We start from the raw sequence: 15,866 nt of genomic DNA on the forward strand, positions 1-15,866 counted from the left end.
TGGATTATCAGATTTTAAAAATGCAAATATAGATTAATTCAGGAAGAAGACAATTGAATAATTTGCAACAATAAAAAATTTAAAACCTTGAAATATAAATTTTAATGCTCTTGCAATATTATTCTTTTTTCATAGTTTTACATTTGATATTCAACTGTTTGAGAAAACAAAAATAATACGAAAATACGCTCTTGAATTATTCATATTAGGGGAAAAATTCTAAAAATAGTTTGATGAAAAAGATATTTACACTACTTCTTTTATGCACTATCAATTTAATTATTGCTCAAACTAGCGAAGAAATTGTAAAAAAGGCAAACGAGATACAAACAAAATGGGGCTATAAAGCCACAAATAAAAACATCATAACATTAATTGATTTTTCAAAATCAATAGAGGAAGCTCGTCTTTATGTTATTGATTTAAAAAACAGCAAAATACTCCTGACCAGCAATGTTGATCATGGATCTGGATCTGGAACAGGATTGACACCTCATTCTTTTAGTAATAGTATAGGAAGTAAAGCAACCTCGCTGGGATGTTACGTAACCTTGCAAACGTATAAAGGAATGTGGGGATATTCGTTAAAACTAAACGGATTAGAAAGTGATAAAAATTCTAATGCCTTAAAAAGAAACATTGTAGTTCATTCCTCAAAACGCATGTATAGCAAATTCAGTTCCGGCTGTTTCTCTGTTCCCGATAAAAATTCCAATATACTGATTGACCTGATAAAAGGCGGATCGCTTGTATATGCTTACCAATAAATCATTCATTTACTCTTTTCTATAAACAACAAAAGCCTCTAAATTGAGGCTTTTGTCGTATTATTAAATGCAGAAATTAATCTTTTCTCCACTTTTTTGTTTCCTCAAAAATATGTTCTAAAATTGCTGCTTCTCTTTCATCGAATTCCACATTTCGTCGGCTCATTACGAGTCTTGCAGTTTCAAATGCTTTTTTGGTAATATAAGTGGTAAATCCAGAAGCGCCACCCCAAGAAAAACTTGGTACAAAATTGCGAGGAAAACCACTTCCAAAAATATTAGCGCTCACTCCTACTACCGTTCCTGTATTAAACATCGTGTTGATACCGCACTTGCTGTGGTCGCCCATCATCAAACCACAAAACTGAAGACCCGTTTTAGCAAAACCTTCCGTTTCATAACTCCACAATTTTACTTCTTCGTAATTGTTTTTCAGATTCGAATTGTTACTGTCGGCACCAATATTACACCATTCACCAAGAACTGAATTTCCTAAAAACCCATCGTGACCTTTATTAGAATACCCAAACAATACCGAATTATTGACTTCACCCCCAATTCTGGAGAAAGGACCTACGGTTGTGGCTCCATATATTTTAGACGCCATTTTTACCGATGCGTTTTCGCACAAGGCAAAAGGGCCTCTGATTACAGATCCTTCCATAATTTCAGAATCCTTACCTATATATATAGGACCAGTAGAAGCATTTAAAGTCACAAACTCTAACTTTGCTCCTTCTTCAATAAATATATTTTCAGGTGCAATTACATTCACACTTTTTGGAATAGGCTGAGACCTTCTGTCTTCCGTCAAGATTTCGAAATCTTCCCGAATGGCAGCATCATTTTTAGAGAAAATATCCCAAGTATTTTGAACCGTTAAACAATCATCGGTATATTCTATAATTTCATAGGAATCAAAATCTACTGCTTCTTGTTCTTCCGTAGTATAAAAAGCGATTACTTCATCGCCTCTAAAAATTGCCTGATTTGGTTCCAGATTACTAACCATTTCGACCAAAATAGTGTTAGGCAGGAAAGAAGCATTTATCATAACATTCTCCTCTAATTCTACCATTGGATATTTTTCTGATAAATATTCCTCTGTCAACGTAGTTGTAGTAGAACCTAAATGTAATTCCCATTTTTGACGAATGGTCATAATCCCAATAAGAATATCCGCAACAGGACGTGTAAAAGTAAAAGGCAATAAGGCGTTTCTAGATGGACCGTCAAAAAGTATGTAATTCATAAAATTGTTTATTTGTTGATTCAGTTAGTTATTGATTAAAAATTAGCTCAAACAACTTCCCTTTTTATAATATTGACTTCAAAGTTACAAAGTTTTCAAATAAATAAAATAAAAAAGCCTTCCAAAAAGGAAGGCTTTAATATATTTGAAAACAAGTTAAAATTATTTAACGTGTTTAGCGTATTTGGTTTTAAATTTATCAATACGTCCTGCAGTATCAATAAGTTTAGATTTACCTGTGTAAAAAGGGTGAGAAGTTCTAGAGATCTCCATTTTTACAACTGGGTATTCAACACCATCAACTGTTAATGTTTCTCTTGTATCTGCAGTAGATTTAGTGATAAAAACTTCGTCATTTGACATGTCTTTAAATGCAACTAATCTGTAATTTTCTGGGTGAATTCCTTTTTTCATCTTGTTAATCTTTTTTATTTGTTAATTATAATTTGTCTTGAAGCTTTTCTTCTAACAGAAAAGGTATAAACTCCTTATAACTTTTTGTTTTACAATATTATTTTGAGTTTGCAAATTTACAATTTTTTTCCAATAAACAAATCTTTGCATCACTTTTTTTATATAATCGTAAAAAGCGATTTTTAGCTCCGAATATATTGGGAATTGTTATATTTGTGGATTAATAAATAAACTCTTTATGGAAAATAATGTATCCCCAGCTAAATCTGGAATTTCTTATGGCGTCTTATATGGCGTTATAATGGTCTTGGAGTTCGTAATTATGTATGTAATTGGAATGAAATCCTTAGTGAATACCAGTTTTGGTGTAATTGTAAATGTTGCCAATTATCTTATTTTACCACTTATATTTATATATGTAGGATGCAATCATTACAAGAAAAACATTAATGGTGGATATATTAGTTTTGGTCAATGCTTGAAAGTTGGTGTTTCTATCGCTTTTGTAGCAGCAATTATTTATGGTGCTTTTAGTGTTATTTTCAATTTTATTTTTCCTGAATTTATTGATGAGATGGTTTCTATTTCTAAAACTGCGATGTTAAAAGAAAATCCAGAAATGACATCTGAACAACTAGAAATGGGACTTTCAATGATGAAAAAATTCTCAAATCCATTAATTGTATTTCCTGTTACTTTAGCTATGTATTCTTTTCTAGGTTTAATTTACTCCCTAATAATAGGTGCAATAGTAAAAAACGACAAACCTTAAGTTTTTAAATTAATGAATTTATCAATACTCATACCGCTTCTTAATGAAGAGGAATCGCTTAATGAACTATATAACTGGATCATCAAAGTGATGCATTCTCATAATTATTCGTACGAAATCATTTTTCTGGATGATGGAAGTACAGATAATTCATGGACTATTATTGAAGGATTTGCAAATGAAAATCCTCATGTAAAGGGTGTTCGTTTCATGAAAAATTTTGGAAAATCACAAGCGCTACATGCTGGTTTTGCAAAAGCTCAGGGTGATGTTATCATTACCATGGATGCTGACTTGCAAGACAGCCCAGAGGAAATTCCGGGATTGTATGATATGATTATCAACGGAAAATATGATTTAGTTTCCGGATGGAAAAAGAAACGCTACGATTCCGTGGTGGCAAAAAACTTGCCCTCTAAATTGTTCAATTGGGCGGCGAGAAAAACATCTGGTGTGGAATTGAACGATTTCAATTGCGGATTGAAAGCCTACAAAAATATTGTAGTAAAAAACATTGAAGTATCAGGTGAAATGCACCGATACATTCCGGTTCTGGCTAAAAATGCCGGTTTTGGAAAAATTGGTGAAAAAGTAGTACAACATCAAGCCCGAAAATATGGTGAAACTAAATTTGGGATGGAACGCTTTATCAATGGTTTTCTGGATTTAATAACCATTTGGTTTCTATCAAGATTTGGAAAAAGACCAATGCATTTATTTGGCGCCATGGGATCATTAATGTTTATTATTGGGTTTATGCTTGCCGGATATATTGGCATTTCAAAATTGTACCATATGTATAATGACATGCGTTATAGTCTGGTTACAAATAATCCTTGGTTTTATATTGCGCTTACCACAATGGTTTTGGGAACACAATTATTTTTGGCCGGATTTCTTGGCGAAATAATTTTGCGAACAAAAAACAATGAAGAGCGTTATAAAGTATCAAGCGAGGTTAATTTTTTATAAATTTATGTAAACGAAAAAGTTCTCGTTTGCACAATACCTAGCCCTGATAATAGCGGCATCCTTTTTCTTTTTTTTCTTTAAAAAAAGAAAAAGATACAGCGGATAGCAGGATATAGCTCCTAAAAACAAAACAACTAGATTTAAATTTCATTTACGAATTTAGAAACTAAAAAAATATACAATGGAAATCAAACAAAATATTTTGGACGCAGTAAATGAGTGGCTTACGCCAACATTTGACACCGCAACACAAGAGGCGATTAAAGAAATGATGACTACATCGCCGAAAGAACTGGAAGAGAGTTTTTATAAAAATCTTGAATTTGGAACCGGTGGAATGCGCGGTGTTATGGGCGTGGGGAACAATCGCATCAATAAATACACGCTAGGAAAAAGCACACAAGGACTTTCAGATTACTTGCATACTGCCTTTCCTAACCAACCTTTGAAAGCCGTTATTGCTTACGATTGTCGTCATAATAGCGATACTTTGGCTAAATTAGTGGCGGATGTTTTCACGGCTAACGGGATTGAAGTGTATTTATTTTCGGCATTGCGACCTACTCCAGAATTGTCATTTGCGGTAAAACATTTGGGTTGTCAATGCGGAATCGTTCTTACGGCATCACATAATCCACCAGAATATAACGGATATAAAGTATACTGGCAAGATGGTGGACAAATTGTACCGCCGGAAGATGAGGGAATTATCAATGTTATTGAGAATTTAAATTACAATCAAATCAAGTTCACTGCTAATGAAGATTTGATACATTATATAGATAAGGAAGTTGATGAAGCTTTTATCAAATCGACTATCGAGAATGCGAGTTTTGGAACTTCGGCTGAAGCCAAAGAAAATCTGAACATTGTTTTCACTTCTTTGCACGGAACTTCGATTACATTAGTTCCTGATACTTTTGCGCAAGCAGGATACACGAATGTGCATATTGTGGAAGAGCAAAGAGTGCCGAATGGTGATTTCCCGACTGTAAAATCTCCTAACCCTGAAGAACCGGAAGCATTGACAATGGCATTGGAATTAGCAGATAAAACAAATTCGGATATTGTTATTGGGACGGATCCTGATTGCGATAGATTGGGTGTTGCCGTTAGAAATAACGAAGGACAAATGACCTTGCTGAACGGAAATCAAACGATGATTTTGATGACTGCATTTCTATTAGAACAATGGAAAAAAGCGGACAAAATCAATGGCAAACAATTTGTGGGTTCCACAATCGTTTCTACTCCTATGATGATGGAATTAGCAACAAACTACGGCGTGGAATGCAAAGTGGGATTAACTGGTTTCAAATGGATTGCCAAGATGATTAAGGATTTTCCTGAGTTGGAATTCATTGGTGGCGGTGAAGAAAGTTTCGGTTATATGGTAGGCGATGCTGTACGCGATAAAGATGCTGTTGCAGCTACGTTATTGATTTGCGAATTAGCGGCTCAAGCCAAAGCCAAAGGAAGCACGGTCTACAAAGAATTATTACAACTGTATGTTGACAATGGTTTCTACAAAGAACACTTAGTTTCATTGACAAAAAAAGGTATGGATGGTTTGCAGGAAATCAATCAAATGATGATTAATTTGCGCGAAAATCCATTGAAAGAAATCAACGGACAAAGAGTTATAATGGTTGAGGATTACCAATCTTCAATAGCTAAAAATTTACTTACAGATGAGGAATCTAAAATGGATATTCCAAAATCGAATGTATTAATTTATTACACCGAAGACGGCTCTAAAATTTGCGCCAGACCAAGTGGAACTGAACCTAAAATAAAATTCTATATCAGTGTAAATACGGAATTGGATTCAGTTGAAGATTTCAACGAAGTAGAAAGTATTTTGGACCATAAAATAAAAAATATTATTAGTTCAATGCAATTGAATTAATTAAAAAACAAAATTGATTTTTCAGACAGACCCGATAAGTAGAGAACTTATCGGGTCTTGATGATAAAAAAAACAACTTAAATGGACTCAAATTTCAAAAAAATTATTCCTTTCACAAAACCATATCGTTCTCATATGGTTTGGAATGTAATATTCAATATTTTTTACGCACTGTTTAGTACTTTGTCTTTTATTGCATTAATCCCTATGATGGATGTTCTTTTTGGTACAAGTGAAAAAATCAGCAAAAAACCTGTTTTAGAATCTATTTTTGATATTATCAAATTCTCTAAAGAATACTTATACTATAACATCACACAACTAACAGACGAGCATGGTCCTGAATTTGCGCTGTTGCTAGTTATAGGTATAGTAAGTATCACTTTCCTGTTAAAAAATCTGTTTAATTACCTTGCATCCAATCATTTGATGCATCTTAAAAATGGCGTATTAAAGGATTTAAGAAATTCAATGTACCACAAAATCATCAACTTACCTGTTTCCTACTATTCTGAAAAAAGAAAAGGAGATATTATGGCTAGAATGTTGGGTGATGTAAATGAAGTTCAAAATTCTTTTTTTTCTATCCTAGAATTGATAGTAAAGGAACCAATGACTATCATATTCACCTTGGTTGGAATGATTGCAATCAGTTTCAAATTGACCTTGTTTGTCTTTATTTTCATCCCTTTATCAGGACTATTAATATCAAAAATTGGTAAGTCATTGCGTAGCAAATCCGAAAGAGTACAATATGAAAACGGTTATCTAATTTCAATTGTAGAAGAATCGTTATCTGGACTAAAAGTTGTTAAGAGTTACAATGCGGAATCAAATTTTAAAGAAAAATTTAATGATTCAGTTACCAGAGTTTTAAAATTATCTAATAGTATCGGAAAAAAGAACAACTTAGCTACACCATTAAGTGAGTTCTTAGGAATTATTACAATTTGTGTATTACTTTGGTTTGGCGGAAAAATGGTACTTGTAGACACGCTTCCTAATGGAAAAGCCCTACTTGATGGAGCTAAGTTCCTAGCTTACATGGGTCTTGCCTATAACATTCTAACTCCGGCAAAAGCTATTTCTAAAGCCTCTTATTCTGTAAAAAATGGATTGGCGGCAGCCCAACGTGTTTTTGAAGTTCTAGAAGTAAAAAATGAAATTACAGACAGCGAAAATGCGGTTAAAAAATCAACTTTTGAAGACAGTATAACAATTCAGAATATTAATTTCAGATACGAAGAAGAGAATGTTTTAAAAGACTTTTCTCTTCAAGTTAAAAAAGGACAAACTGTTGCTCTTGTAGGACAATCCGGTAGTGGAAAAAGTACCATTGCTAATTTATTGACTCGTTTTTATGATGTAAATGAAGGAACAATTGCTATTGATGGAATTGATATCAAAGATATGAACCTACATTCCCTTCGTGATTTAATGGGATTAGTAACACAAGATAGTATTTTGTTTAATGATACGATTAAAGCTAATATCGCTTTGGGAAAACATGATGCCACCGATGCAGAAATCATCGAAGCCCTAAAAATTGCAAATGCTTACGAATTTGTGAAAGACTTACCGTTAGGAATTCATACTAATATTGGCGACAGTGGAAACAAACTTTCCGGTGGACAAAAACAACGATTATCCATTGCCAGAGCAGTTTTGAAAAATCCTCCAATTATGATCTTGGACGAAGCGACGTCAGCATTGGACACAGAAAGCGAAAAATTCGTTCAAGTCGCATTGGAAAACATGATGCAAAACAGAACTTCAATTGTTATTGCGCACCGTCTTTCTACCATTCAAAAAGCAGATATGATTGTGGTTATGCAAAAAGGAAAAATAGTAGAGCAAGGAAAACACGAGGAACTGATTGCAATGAATGGCACATATAACAAATTAGTCACCATGCAGTCTTTCGAATAAGTTGCCTTAAAACACACTTCAGGCACTTAAATTTACAGTTCAGTAAAAAAATAAAAAAAGGTTACGTAACATCTAATACATTTACGTAACCTTTTTAATTTAATACTGAAATTTATGCTTTTCAAAATTATCTTAACTCTTCACATTCTTTCCGGTTTTACCGGATTGCTATTAGGAACGTTGCTTTTAATTCGAAAAAAAGGAGATATTATCCATAAAAAACTTGGCAAAGTATTTACTTTAGCCATGGTTTCAACTGGTTTGTGCGCTTTCTATCTTTCGTATGTACATCCTAACTTATTCCTTTTTATAGTAGGCGTGTTTACAATTTACCTGTCTATTTCAGGCTATAGAATATTTCATTTAAAAAAGGCTCATCTGGGTCAAAAACCTAAAATAGGCGATGCCTTTTTAACTATTCTCATGCTTATTTCCAGTATTATCTTCTTTTATATTGGATTTAAATATGTGTTAGCAAAACAATTATTTGGAATCGTCTATTTCTTATTTGGGTTTACTAGTTTGCGATTATGCGCTGTCGAATACAAAGCCTACACCGGAAAAATTACCGATAAATTATACGGATTAAAAAATCATATCGGAAGAATGACAGGAGCTTATATTGCAGCTTTTACGGCATTCCTTGTGATTAACAACACTTTTTTACCCGCAGTTTTAGCGTGGAGTTTACCCGGAATTATTGGTGGTATCTTCATCGGTCGTACATTACAAAAATTGAGAACTCAAAAATCAAATCAATACCAATGAGAAAAAATCTACTACTCCCGGTTTTGTTATTAGTATCTTTTTTAAGCAAATCACAATCTGTCAAAATTGATACAATTCCCTTTACAACTAAATCTTCATTATTAGTTTTTAAGGGACAAATAAATGGAATCCAAACTGATTTTGTGTTAGACACGGGTGCGTCGCTTGGCGTGGTGACATCAGCAAAAGCTACTAGCGCTAATATCAAAATTACCGGAAAAAAGAATATTACTGACAGCAATGAAAATGTAAACTCCATGACAGAAGCTATGATTGAAACAGTAACTATAGGATCTTTCGAAATTAAAAATGTAAAAAGTATAGTGCATGACATGCCTTTTTTATCTTGTAATAATTATTATTTATTAGGTGCAAATGCAATCAACAAGCTGAACTGGAAAATTGATTTTGAAAAAAATATCTTGTACGTATCTAAATCCACTTTTGAATATTCAGGCGAAATGCTCGAAATGAACATTAATTATAAAAACAACCGACATTTTACCACTTTTAATATCGACGAAACTGAGTTCAAAAATTGCTTGATAGACTTAGGATATAACGATTTTTTTGAAGTTTCTGAAAAAGAGCCCTTTTTTAAAAAACTAAGAAAAGAAAATCAAGATGGAATAATTTCTGGTTCACGATTGACAATGAGTCTTTCAGATATGAGAATAAACAAGTATGAGACTTTAAGTTTTGATAATTTGACTATCGGAAATAAAAGATTTGATGATTTAAGAATTGAAATCAGGGCTAATATTGAAAATAAAATCGGGCTCAAATTCTTCTCGCAATTATCCTCAATTATGATTTTAAACAATAAAAATTCTAAATATTATTTGAAACTTTCAAACAAACCTATTTCTTTAAAAATGAGTTTTGATGCCGATTGTCTTTTGAAAAATGGCAAGTTAATTATTGTTGGCAAAAGCAACAATTCTGAAAGTTCAGCAAAGGACTTAGAAACAGAAGAAGTGATAAAATCAATAAATGGTTTCACTGCAACTGATTTTAAAGACGAGTGTGATTTTTTATTGTGGAGAATTGAAAATCTTAAAAAAGACAATTATGAAATAGAAAAATTGAATGGACAAAAAATCATTATAAAAAAACAAGTCCTTAAATCATAATTCTAAAATAAATTGGTGAACTTTACATGTCTTATTTACTTGTTGCATTCCCATTTTTATTAAATAATTTAAATGTACATCAATAATCCAAACATAAAACTTCCTGAAGACCCAAATACAATTGTTTGGAAATATCTAGACTTATCTAAATTCTTAGATTTATTAATGTCCGAAAAATTATTCATGTCGCGATCGGATAAGTTCGAAGATCAATATGAAGGTACATTCAGCGAACCTACTTTTGAAGAAATAAAAAAACTTTCCATTGATAATCCTGACTTTTTAAACTATTATAAAACACACAGGGAAAAAGTCGCGATTAGCAGTTGGCATATCAACGAATACGAATCATTTGCGATGTGGCAAATTTTCACACAAAACAGTGAAGGTTTAGCTATTCAATCCACAATTGGGCGTTTGCAGGAATCCCTTATTCCTGAAACTAATTTCAAGCAATATATTGGAGAAGTAAATTATATCGATTACAAAAAAGAGCACATTCCGTTTGACGATATGTTTTTTCCTTTTTTATTCAAACGAAAGAGTTTTCAGTATGAAGGCGAAGTACGCATCATCACTGACATTGGCGAAAGCGATATCAAAATCAATGAAGGATTGAAAATCAATGTAAATATCAATCAGTTAATCGAAAAAATATACATTCATCCCAAATCCGAAAACTGGTATAAAAATCTGGTCATTCAATTAGTGAAACAACTTGGATTCGATTTCACCATTGAAAAATCAGACTTAGAAAGTGATATTTTGATTTAAAACCAATCTTATTAAACTGGCTCGTAACCAATTATTTCCCATTCTTTTTTCGACAAATCAATATAGTAGTAATTCACAACATCTTTCTTATCAAACTCTCCGTTTTTATTGGTATCCTCAACGGTTCTGTAGTACAGACGATTTTTTGAACTAATCAATTTCCAATCAATTAATTCCTGAAAATCAGAAGATATTTTAGTGAATTTCTCACCGCTGATTTCACTTAAATACAAAGCTTTAATATCACTTGTATCTAATTTTCCGTCCTTATTCGTATCCATATCAACCATCGTGTACACCATGATCTGGTTATTGGTTTTATCAGCAACCGACTTCAAATACGTAGCTGTTTGAATTAAAACAGGTTTGTCTGTCAATTTACGGATGGAATCCGAATCTACTTTTTGGAATTTTAAATTTTGTAAAAAACCAGTGATTTCAAATTCTCCATAATTTGAAATTGTAAAACTCAAATCATTCACGCTAGAAGAACCATATCTGGACTTCACTCCTCGCTCCCGAATACTTAAATCAGCCACAGGATGAATTAAATAATCCGTTCCCTCCATTTGCAGTGGCAAATCTGCAATTTGTATCTGAGTCGAATCAGCTCTGGTAATTTGTTTTGATTTACCAGTACCGTCATACGTTACTTTTGGAATTTCAACTTCTTCCTTACAACTTGTCAAAAACAAAATTGCTATTCCTATTAATGTGATATGTAGTTTTTTCATAATCCTATACTTTAAAATCCAAATGTAATCATTTTTAAAAAATGGTAATGAAATTCTGCCTCCGATTTGCCTAATTAAATGGGTATAGATATGTATATTAAATTTTTAAAGTCATTCCCATTACAACTTCGCAGTCAATTTTATATTAAAAACTCTGGTGGTCATGTAATTAGGAATTGCATATTGATTTCTAGAATACACATCGCGAACCCATGTATTAGTTATGGCATTTTGATTGTCAAAAAGATTAAAAATTTCCAATCCTATCGCCAACTCTTTAAAGTCTTTAAACAAACCCGAATTCTTTTTTACAGTAGAATTGTCTTTAAAAACTTTAGAAAAACCTACATCCACGCGGCGATAGTCATTCAACCTATTTTGGTACAAATAAGGATCAGCATACGATGGTGAACCGCCTGGCAATCCGGTATTGTAAACTAAATTCAGATATAATTTTAAACTTGGAATATTTGGCATATAGTCTTGAAATAAAAGTCCAAATTTCAATCTCTGGTCTGTAGGTCTCGCAATAAATCCTTTATCATTACTGTTTTCCTCTGTTTTCAAATAACCAAAACTAAACCAAGATTCAGTTCCGGGTACAAACTCCCCGTTCAAGCGAACATCCAATCCTTGCGCATATGCAGTGGCATTATTGTTAGCTGCGTAACGAATTCGAACATTGTCAATCGTATATGTATTCACATCTGTCAACGATTTATAATACAATTCCGAAACCAACTTGAAAGGACGATTCCACATCTCAAAACTATAATCATTCCCAATAACAACATGCACCGATTGTTGCGCCTTGGTATTAGGTTGTACCATTCCATCAGCATCTCTCAACTCCCTATAAAAAGGTGGTTGATGGTACAATCCTCCAGAAAGTCTAAAAACCATATCTTTTTCCCAATCTGGTTTTATGGCAAATTGTGCTCTGGGACTGAAAGTAATTTGGGATTTGCCAGCTACAGTAGAACCTAAAACCTCCCAGTTATGAAAACGTACTCCGGCATTATACCAAACCTCACTCGAACCAATATTCGATTTTAAACTCCACTGACCATATCCTGAAAATCTATTTATGGAATTAAAATTTGTCGCTCGGATATTTTGATACGGAAGAAGAGGTCCAGTGTAAGGCGAATACGGCTGGTCATTTTTAGGCAAATCAATAATTGGTGGATTCAAAGAAAAACCAGCTGAATCAATCACCTCCCACTCTATTATTCTATCACGAATGGATTCTCTAGTATATTTAATTCCCCATTCAAATTGGCTTTCTTTCCAATCGTGAAATCCCTTTATCTCTGTATTTACAATCAAGGCATCCAAATCATTTCTGGCATGACTCAGCTGCGATCCAATTCCTCTTGTGAAAGCAACTTCTCCAAAAGTTTCAGAACCAATATTAGAATCTACTTCGCCTAAACGGTATTGTGCGAAAATATCGAAATATTCTTGTTCCAAAGTTTGAAAAACAGAACCGATAAATTTCAACGTAAAATTATCAGAAACATTGAATGTTGTTTTTAAAGCTCCAAAATACGTATCGTATTCGTCTTTTTCCTGACCTTCATAAAAGACCGTTAGCGCCATAGGATTATCAATGGTTCCAAAATTAGTCTGTCTGGTTAATGGCTGATATTGGTACTTATTTTGAGAAATATTCCCTAAAAAACTCCATTGCCATTTAGCAGAAGCTTGATAATTTACATTGGTTTGAATATCCGCAAAGGAAGGCGTAAAATTCGTTTGTGTCTCTTGGCTATTAACCAAAAGACTGTTGTTGCGGTATCGAACTCCCGTAACCGCAGACCATTTTTTATTTTTAGAAACTGCATCAACAGAAACGCTTCCGCCAAGGAAACTCGCTTCAAGGCTTGCGCCAAATTTAACCGGTTTCCGATACGTAATATCTAAAACAGACGATAGTTTATCTCCAAACTTCGCTTGAAAACCTCCCGCCGAGAAATCAACATTTTGCACCAAATCCGTATTGGTAAAACTCAAACCTTCTTGTTGCCCCGAGCGAATCAAGAACGGACGATAGACTTCAATTTCATTTACATAAACCAAATTCTCGTCATAATTCCCTCCGCGTACTGCGTATTGTGTACTCAACTCATTATTAGAATTTACGCCTGGCAAGGATTTCAAAATGTTTTCGATTCCGGCATTAGCTCCGGGAATTTTCCGAATCATCTCAGGTTCAATTACTGTAATACCCTGAATCTGTTTTCGGTTGTTGGAGGTCACAATAACTTCTCCCATTTGTTCTTCCTGATCGCTCATTACTGGATTGAACTCCTTTTGTTCATTGGCATCCAAAGAAAAAATCACAGTTATTTTTTTTAACGAAACATGCGTAAAAACAAGTGTCACTTGTTGGTTTGCAGGAATTTTTAAATTGTAAAAACCATTTTCATTCGTTCGCGTACCGCCGCTCGAATAAGAAACATTGACGTTTTCTACCGGTTGATTGTTTTTATCTAAAATAACTCCTTTTATTCTAGCCGTTTGAGCGGATAGAGTTAGGCTCAAAAAGACAAATATGAATACAGCTAATAATTGATTCGCACTCAAAGTGTTTGGTTTTTATTTTTTTTGACTTCTAAAAAAACGAGTTTCAAAGGTAGTTGAATTACCTACATTATCCGTTACAACAACTTTTAAATCATTGGCACCATCAACAGCAATTCCATCGCTGAAATAATGAGTCAATTTTCTAGTCTTGTTATCGTATTCAAATAAAACCCATTTTCCATTTAAGTAGCAATTGTATGATTTAATCCCTGATAATTCATCGTAAATAGAAAGCTGAATGGTTTTTTGGTCACTAATCCATTTCCCTTCTACGGGAACGGCCATGCTTATTTTTGGTGCAACCGTATCTGAAACCAAAGCATATTTTCCCAAGATTTTAACCTTAGTATTAAATACATTATCTTTTCTATAGGTTGGATTATAATTTACTTTTTTCCCTTCGATTCGGCCAATAAACATTTTTTCTTTTTGAACTTCGGTAGATTTTGTGTCTTCAATGGAAACCGTAAAATTAGTATGCGCAGGAACAGTATCATCATGCAAAAACAACGTATCGTTTTTTACATCAAAATTCAAATCAAAATCTTCGTAAAAAGTTCCCGCAGGAAAGAAAACAGACATGTTTTCTAAAGCAAAATTGCTGTCTTTGTTCGCTCGGACAAAATAATTGGATTGTACAGGCTCCTTACTTATTACGGTAGGTAAAATATCATATTTGATAGGAATAGCTATTGTTTTTTTATTTCCAAAAAAATCCGAAACTTCAATGCGATAGAGCGATGCTAAATTGGGTGTTACTGGCAAAACCCCTTTATTTTCATCGGCTTGAATAAAGCTCAAATTATAAGGCGTTTTCATGAATAATTTCTGAACCCGTTGTTGCATTTTCTTATATCGCGAGTAATCAATCAGCGCATTGATATAGCGCATATCATCAAAGGAATACGTATTGAATTCATATCCGAAATTTGGTTTTCCATTATAGAAAGACTGCACTTTATACACTCCATTATTATTAAACGAAACATCATCCGTGTCATACGCCGAAATACCAAAACCGATTGAACCATTTGCAACAACTTTGTCTGACAAATAAGTTCCGTCTTTTTGTAAAGAAACATTCAGCAATAACGGACGTTTTGAATTATTGACCGTAGTTTTTGCATCTAAAGGATATACGTAAACTCCAGATATAATTGGTTTCTTCGTGTCTTTTAAAAATTTATTAAATCCAAAAAGCATCGGATTAATGATAAACTCCGTTTTAGAATCCCGAAATTCAAAATGCAGATGCGGTCCTTCTGAAGCTCCTGTATTTCCTGAAAAGGCAATGATTTCTCCTTTTTTAACTAGCATTTCATCAGGCTTAAAAAACATTTCGATTTCAAACGATTGTTCTTTGTAATGCGTTTTCTTGATGTAATTTTCTATTTCGCCGTTAGCCAATTTCAAATGTCCGTAAACCGAAGTATATCCATTAGGATGGTTGATGTAAATTGTTTTTCCGTTACCAAAAGTTGATATTTTTATTCTTGACACATAACCATCGGCTACGGCATACACTTTTAATCCTTCTTTTTGTTGGGTTCTCAAATCAAAGCCAGCATGAAAATGATTGGGTCTCAACTCACCAAAATTCCCGGATAATTGCATCGGAATGTCCAACGGTGACCTAAAATAATCTTTTGGATAATCAACTTGAGCAAAAACAGAGGTGCAAAAAAATAATATATATAGCGAAAATTTCATGATTTACATTTTTGCTAAGATAAAAAAAGTATTCAAAACAGCACTAAAAAAAACCGATCGTAACCATTTGTACAACTGATATTTAATTAATTTAATGCAAAAAAAATAATAAAATATTGCAAAATTAAAAAGGAATACTAACT

13 protein-coding genes are annotated in these 15,866 nt (G+C 33.2%); 8 read left to right on the top strand and 5 right to left on the bottom strand.

Annotated elements, in window-relative coordinates:
* The first annotated feature begins 233 nt into the window (after positions 1-233).
* Positions 234-767 carry a murein L,D-transpeptidase catalytic domain-containing protein gene (locus tag IWX80_RS09945; protein ID WP_196853311.1) on the top strand — a complete coding sequence of 178 codons (534 nt, stop codon included), beginning with the start codon at positions 234-236 and terminating at the stop codon, positions 765-767.
* Between the two features lie 76 nt (positions 768-843).
* Here the strand turns inward: IWX80_RS09945 and IWX80_RS09950 are convergent, their stop codons facing one another.
* Positions 844-2,019 (bottom strand): GlmU family protein, encoded by a 1,176-nt coding sequence (locus tag IWX80_RS09950; RefSeq protein WP_196853312.1) that lies wholly within the window; start codon positions 2,017-2,019, stop codon positions 844-846.
* A gap of 162 nt (positions 2,020-2,181) precedes the next feature.
* Positions 2,182-2,433 (bottom strand): type B 50S ribosomal protein L31, encoded by a 252-nt coding sequence (locus IWX80_RS09955; RefSeq protein ID WP_039109118.1) that lies wholly within the window; start codon positions 2,431-2,433, stop codon positions 2,182-2,184.
* 238 nt (positions 2,434-2,671) lie between these two features.
* Between IWX80_RS09955 and IWX80_RS09960 the strand changes: the two genes are divergently transcribed.
* From IWX80_RS09960 to IWX80_RS09990, 7 genes are all read left to right on the top strand, one after another.
* A complete protein-coding gene (locus tag IWX80_RS09960; RefSeq protein WP_196853313.1) occupies positions 2,672-3,205 on the top strand; it encodes a DUF4199 domain-containing protein in 534 nt (177 codons plus the stop codon).
* Between the two features lie 12 nt (positions 3,206-3,217).
* Complete coding sequence (locus tag IWX80_RS09965; RefSeq protein WP_196853314.1) at positions 3,218-4,177, top strand: glycosyltransferase family 2 protein; 960 nt, start codon at positions 3,218-3,220, stop codon at positions 4,175-4,177.
* A 181-nt stretch (positions 4,178-4,358) separates the two neighbouring features.
* Positions 4,359-6,086: a phospho-sugar mutase gene (locus IWX80_RS09970; protein WP_196853315.1), complete on the top strand. Its 1,728-nt coding sequence runs from the start codon at positions 4,359-4,361 to the stop codon at positions 6,084-6,086.
* A gap of 81 nt (positions 6,087-6,167) precedes the next feature.
* The gene (locus tag IWX80_RS09975; protein ID WP_196853316.1) at positions 6,168-8,015 is read left to right on the top strand and encodes an ABC transporter ATP-binding protein; all 1,848 of its coding nucleotides are present in this window, start codon (positions 6,168-6,170) and stop codon (positions 8,013-8,015) included.
* 114 nt (positions 8,016-8,129) lie between these two features.
* The gene (locus IWX80_RS09980; RefSeq protein ID WP_196853317.1) at positions 8,130-8,783 is read left to right on the top strand and encodes a hypothetical protein; all 654 of its coding nucleotides are present in this window, start codon (positions 8,130-8,132) and stop codon (positions 8,781-8,783) included.
* A complete protein-coding gene (locus IWX80_RS09985; protein WP_196853318.1) occupies positions 8,780-9,916 on the top strand; it encodes a retroviral-like aspartic protease family protein in 1,137 nt (378 codons plus the stop codon). Before IWX80_RS09980 ends, IWX80_RS09985 begins: the two co-directional genes overlap by 4 nt.
* A gap of 72 nt (positions 9,917-9,988) precedes the next feature.
* The gene (locus IWX80_RS09990) at positions 9,989-10,690 is read left to right on the top strand and encodes a hypothetical protein (protein ID WP_196853319.1); all 702 of its coding nucleotides are present in this window, start codon (positions 9,989-9,991) and stop codon (positions 10,688-10,690) included.
* An 11-nt stretch (positions 10,691-10,701) separates the two neighbouring features.
* On the opposite strand, the gene IWX80_RS09995 is transcribed toward IWX80_RS09990, so the two are convergent.
* The 3 genes from IWX80_RS09995 to IWX80_RS10005 all read right to left on the bottom strand — a co-directional run bounded on the left by IWX80_RS09995 (position 10,702) and on the right by IWX80_RS10005 (position 15,723).
* Complete coding sequence (locus IWX80_RS09995; protein WP_113637887.1) at positions 10,702-11,424, bottom strand: hypothetical protein; 723 nt, start codon at positions 11,422-11,424, stop codon at positions 10,702-10,704.
* A gap of 120 nt (positions 11,425-11,544) precedes the next feature.
* Complete coding sequence (locus IWX80_RS10000; RefSeq protein WP_334682308.1) at positions 11,545-13,971, bottom strand: TonB-dependent receptor; 2,427 nt, start codon at positions 13,969-13,971, stop codon at positions 11,545-11,547.
* Positions 13,972-14,025: 54 nt separating this feature from the next.
* On the bottom strand, positions 14,026-15,723 hold the full coding sequence (locus tag IWX80_RS10005) for a M23 family metallopeptidase (protein WP_196853321.1): 1,698 nt from the start codon (positions 15,721-15,723) through the stop codon (positions 14,026-14,028).
* Positions 15,724-15,866: the final 143 nt, after the last annotated feature.

The organism is Flavobacterium sp. CAN_S2 (assembly GCF_015752255.1).
GTDB lineage: Bacteria > Bacteroidota > Bacteroidia > Flavobacteriales > Flavobacteriaceae > Flavobacterium.

Excerpts from the sequence above, each read along its gene's own strand:
- IWX80_RS09955 (WP_039109118.1), bottom strand. The coding sequence starts at position 2,433 with ATGAAAAAAGGAATTCACCCAGAAAATTACAGATTAGTTGCATTTAAA.
- IWX80_RS09970 (WP_196853315.1), top strand. The coding sequence starts at position 4,359 with ATGGAAATCAAACAAAATATTTTGGACGCAGTAAATGAGTGGCTTACG.
- IWX80_RS09945 (WP_196853311.1), top strand. The coding sequence starts at position 234 with ATGAAAAAGATATTTACACTACTTCTTTTATGCACTATCAATTTAATT.
- IWX80_RS09950 (WP_196853312.1), bottom strand. The coding sequence starts at position 2,019 with ATGAATTACATACTTTTTGACGGTCCATCTAGAAACGCCTTATTGCCT.
- IWX80_RS09995 (WP_113637887.1), bottom strand. The coding sequence starts at position 11,424 with ATGAAAAAACTACATATCACATTAATAGGAATAGCAATTTTGTTTTTG.
- IWX80_RS09975 (WP_196853316.1), top strand. The coding sequence starts at position 6,168 with ATGGACTCAAATTTCAAAAAAATTATTCCTTTCACAAAACCATATCGT.
- IWX80_RS09985 (WP_196853318.1), top strand. The coding sequence starts at position 8,780 with ATGAGAAAAAATCTACTACTCCCGGTTTTGTTATTAGTATCTTTTTTA.
- IWX80_RS09965 (WP_196853314.1), top strand. The coding sequence starts at position 3,218 with ATGAATTTATCAATACTCATACCGCTTCTTAATGAAGAGGAATCGCTT.
- IWX80_RS09980 (WP_196853317.1), top strand. The coding sequence starts at position 8,130 with ATGCTTTTCAAAATTATCTTAACTCTTCACATTCTTTCCGGTTTTACC.
- IWX80_RS10005 (WP_196853321.1), bottom strand. The coding sequence starts at position 15,723 with ATGAAATTTTCGCTATATATATTATTTTTTTGCACCTCTGTTTTTGCT.
- IWX80_RS09990 (WP_196853319.1), top strand. The coding sequence starts at position 9,989 with ATGTACATCAATAATCCAAACATAAAACTTCCTGAAGACCCAAATACA.
- IWX80_RS09960 (WP_196853313.1), top strand. The coding sequence starts at position 2,672 with ATGGAAAATAATGTATCCCCAGCTAAATCTGGAATTTCTTATGGCGTC.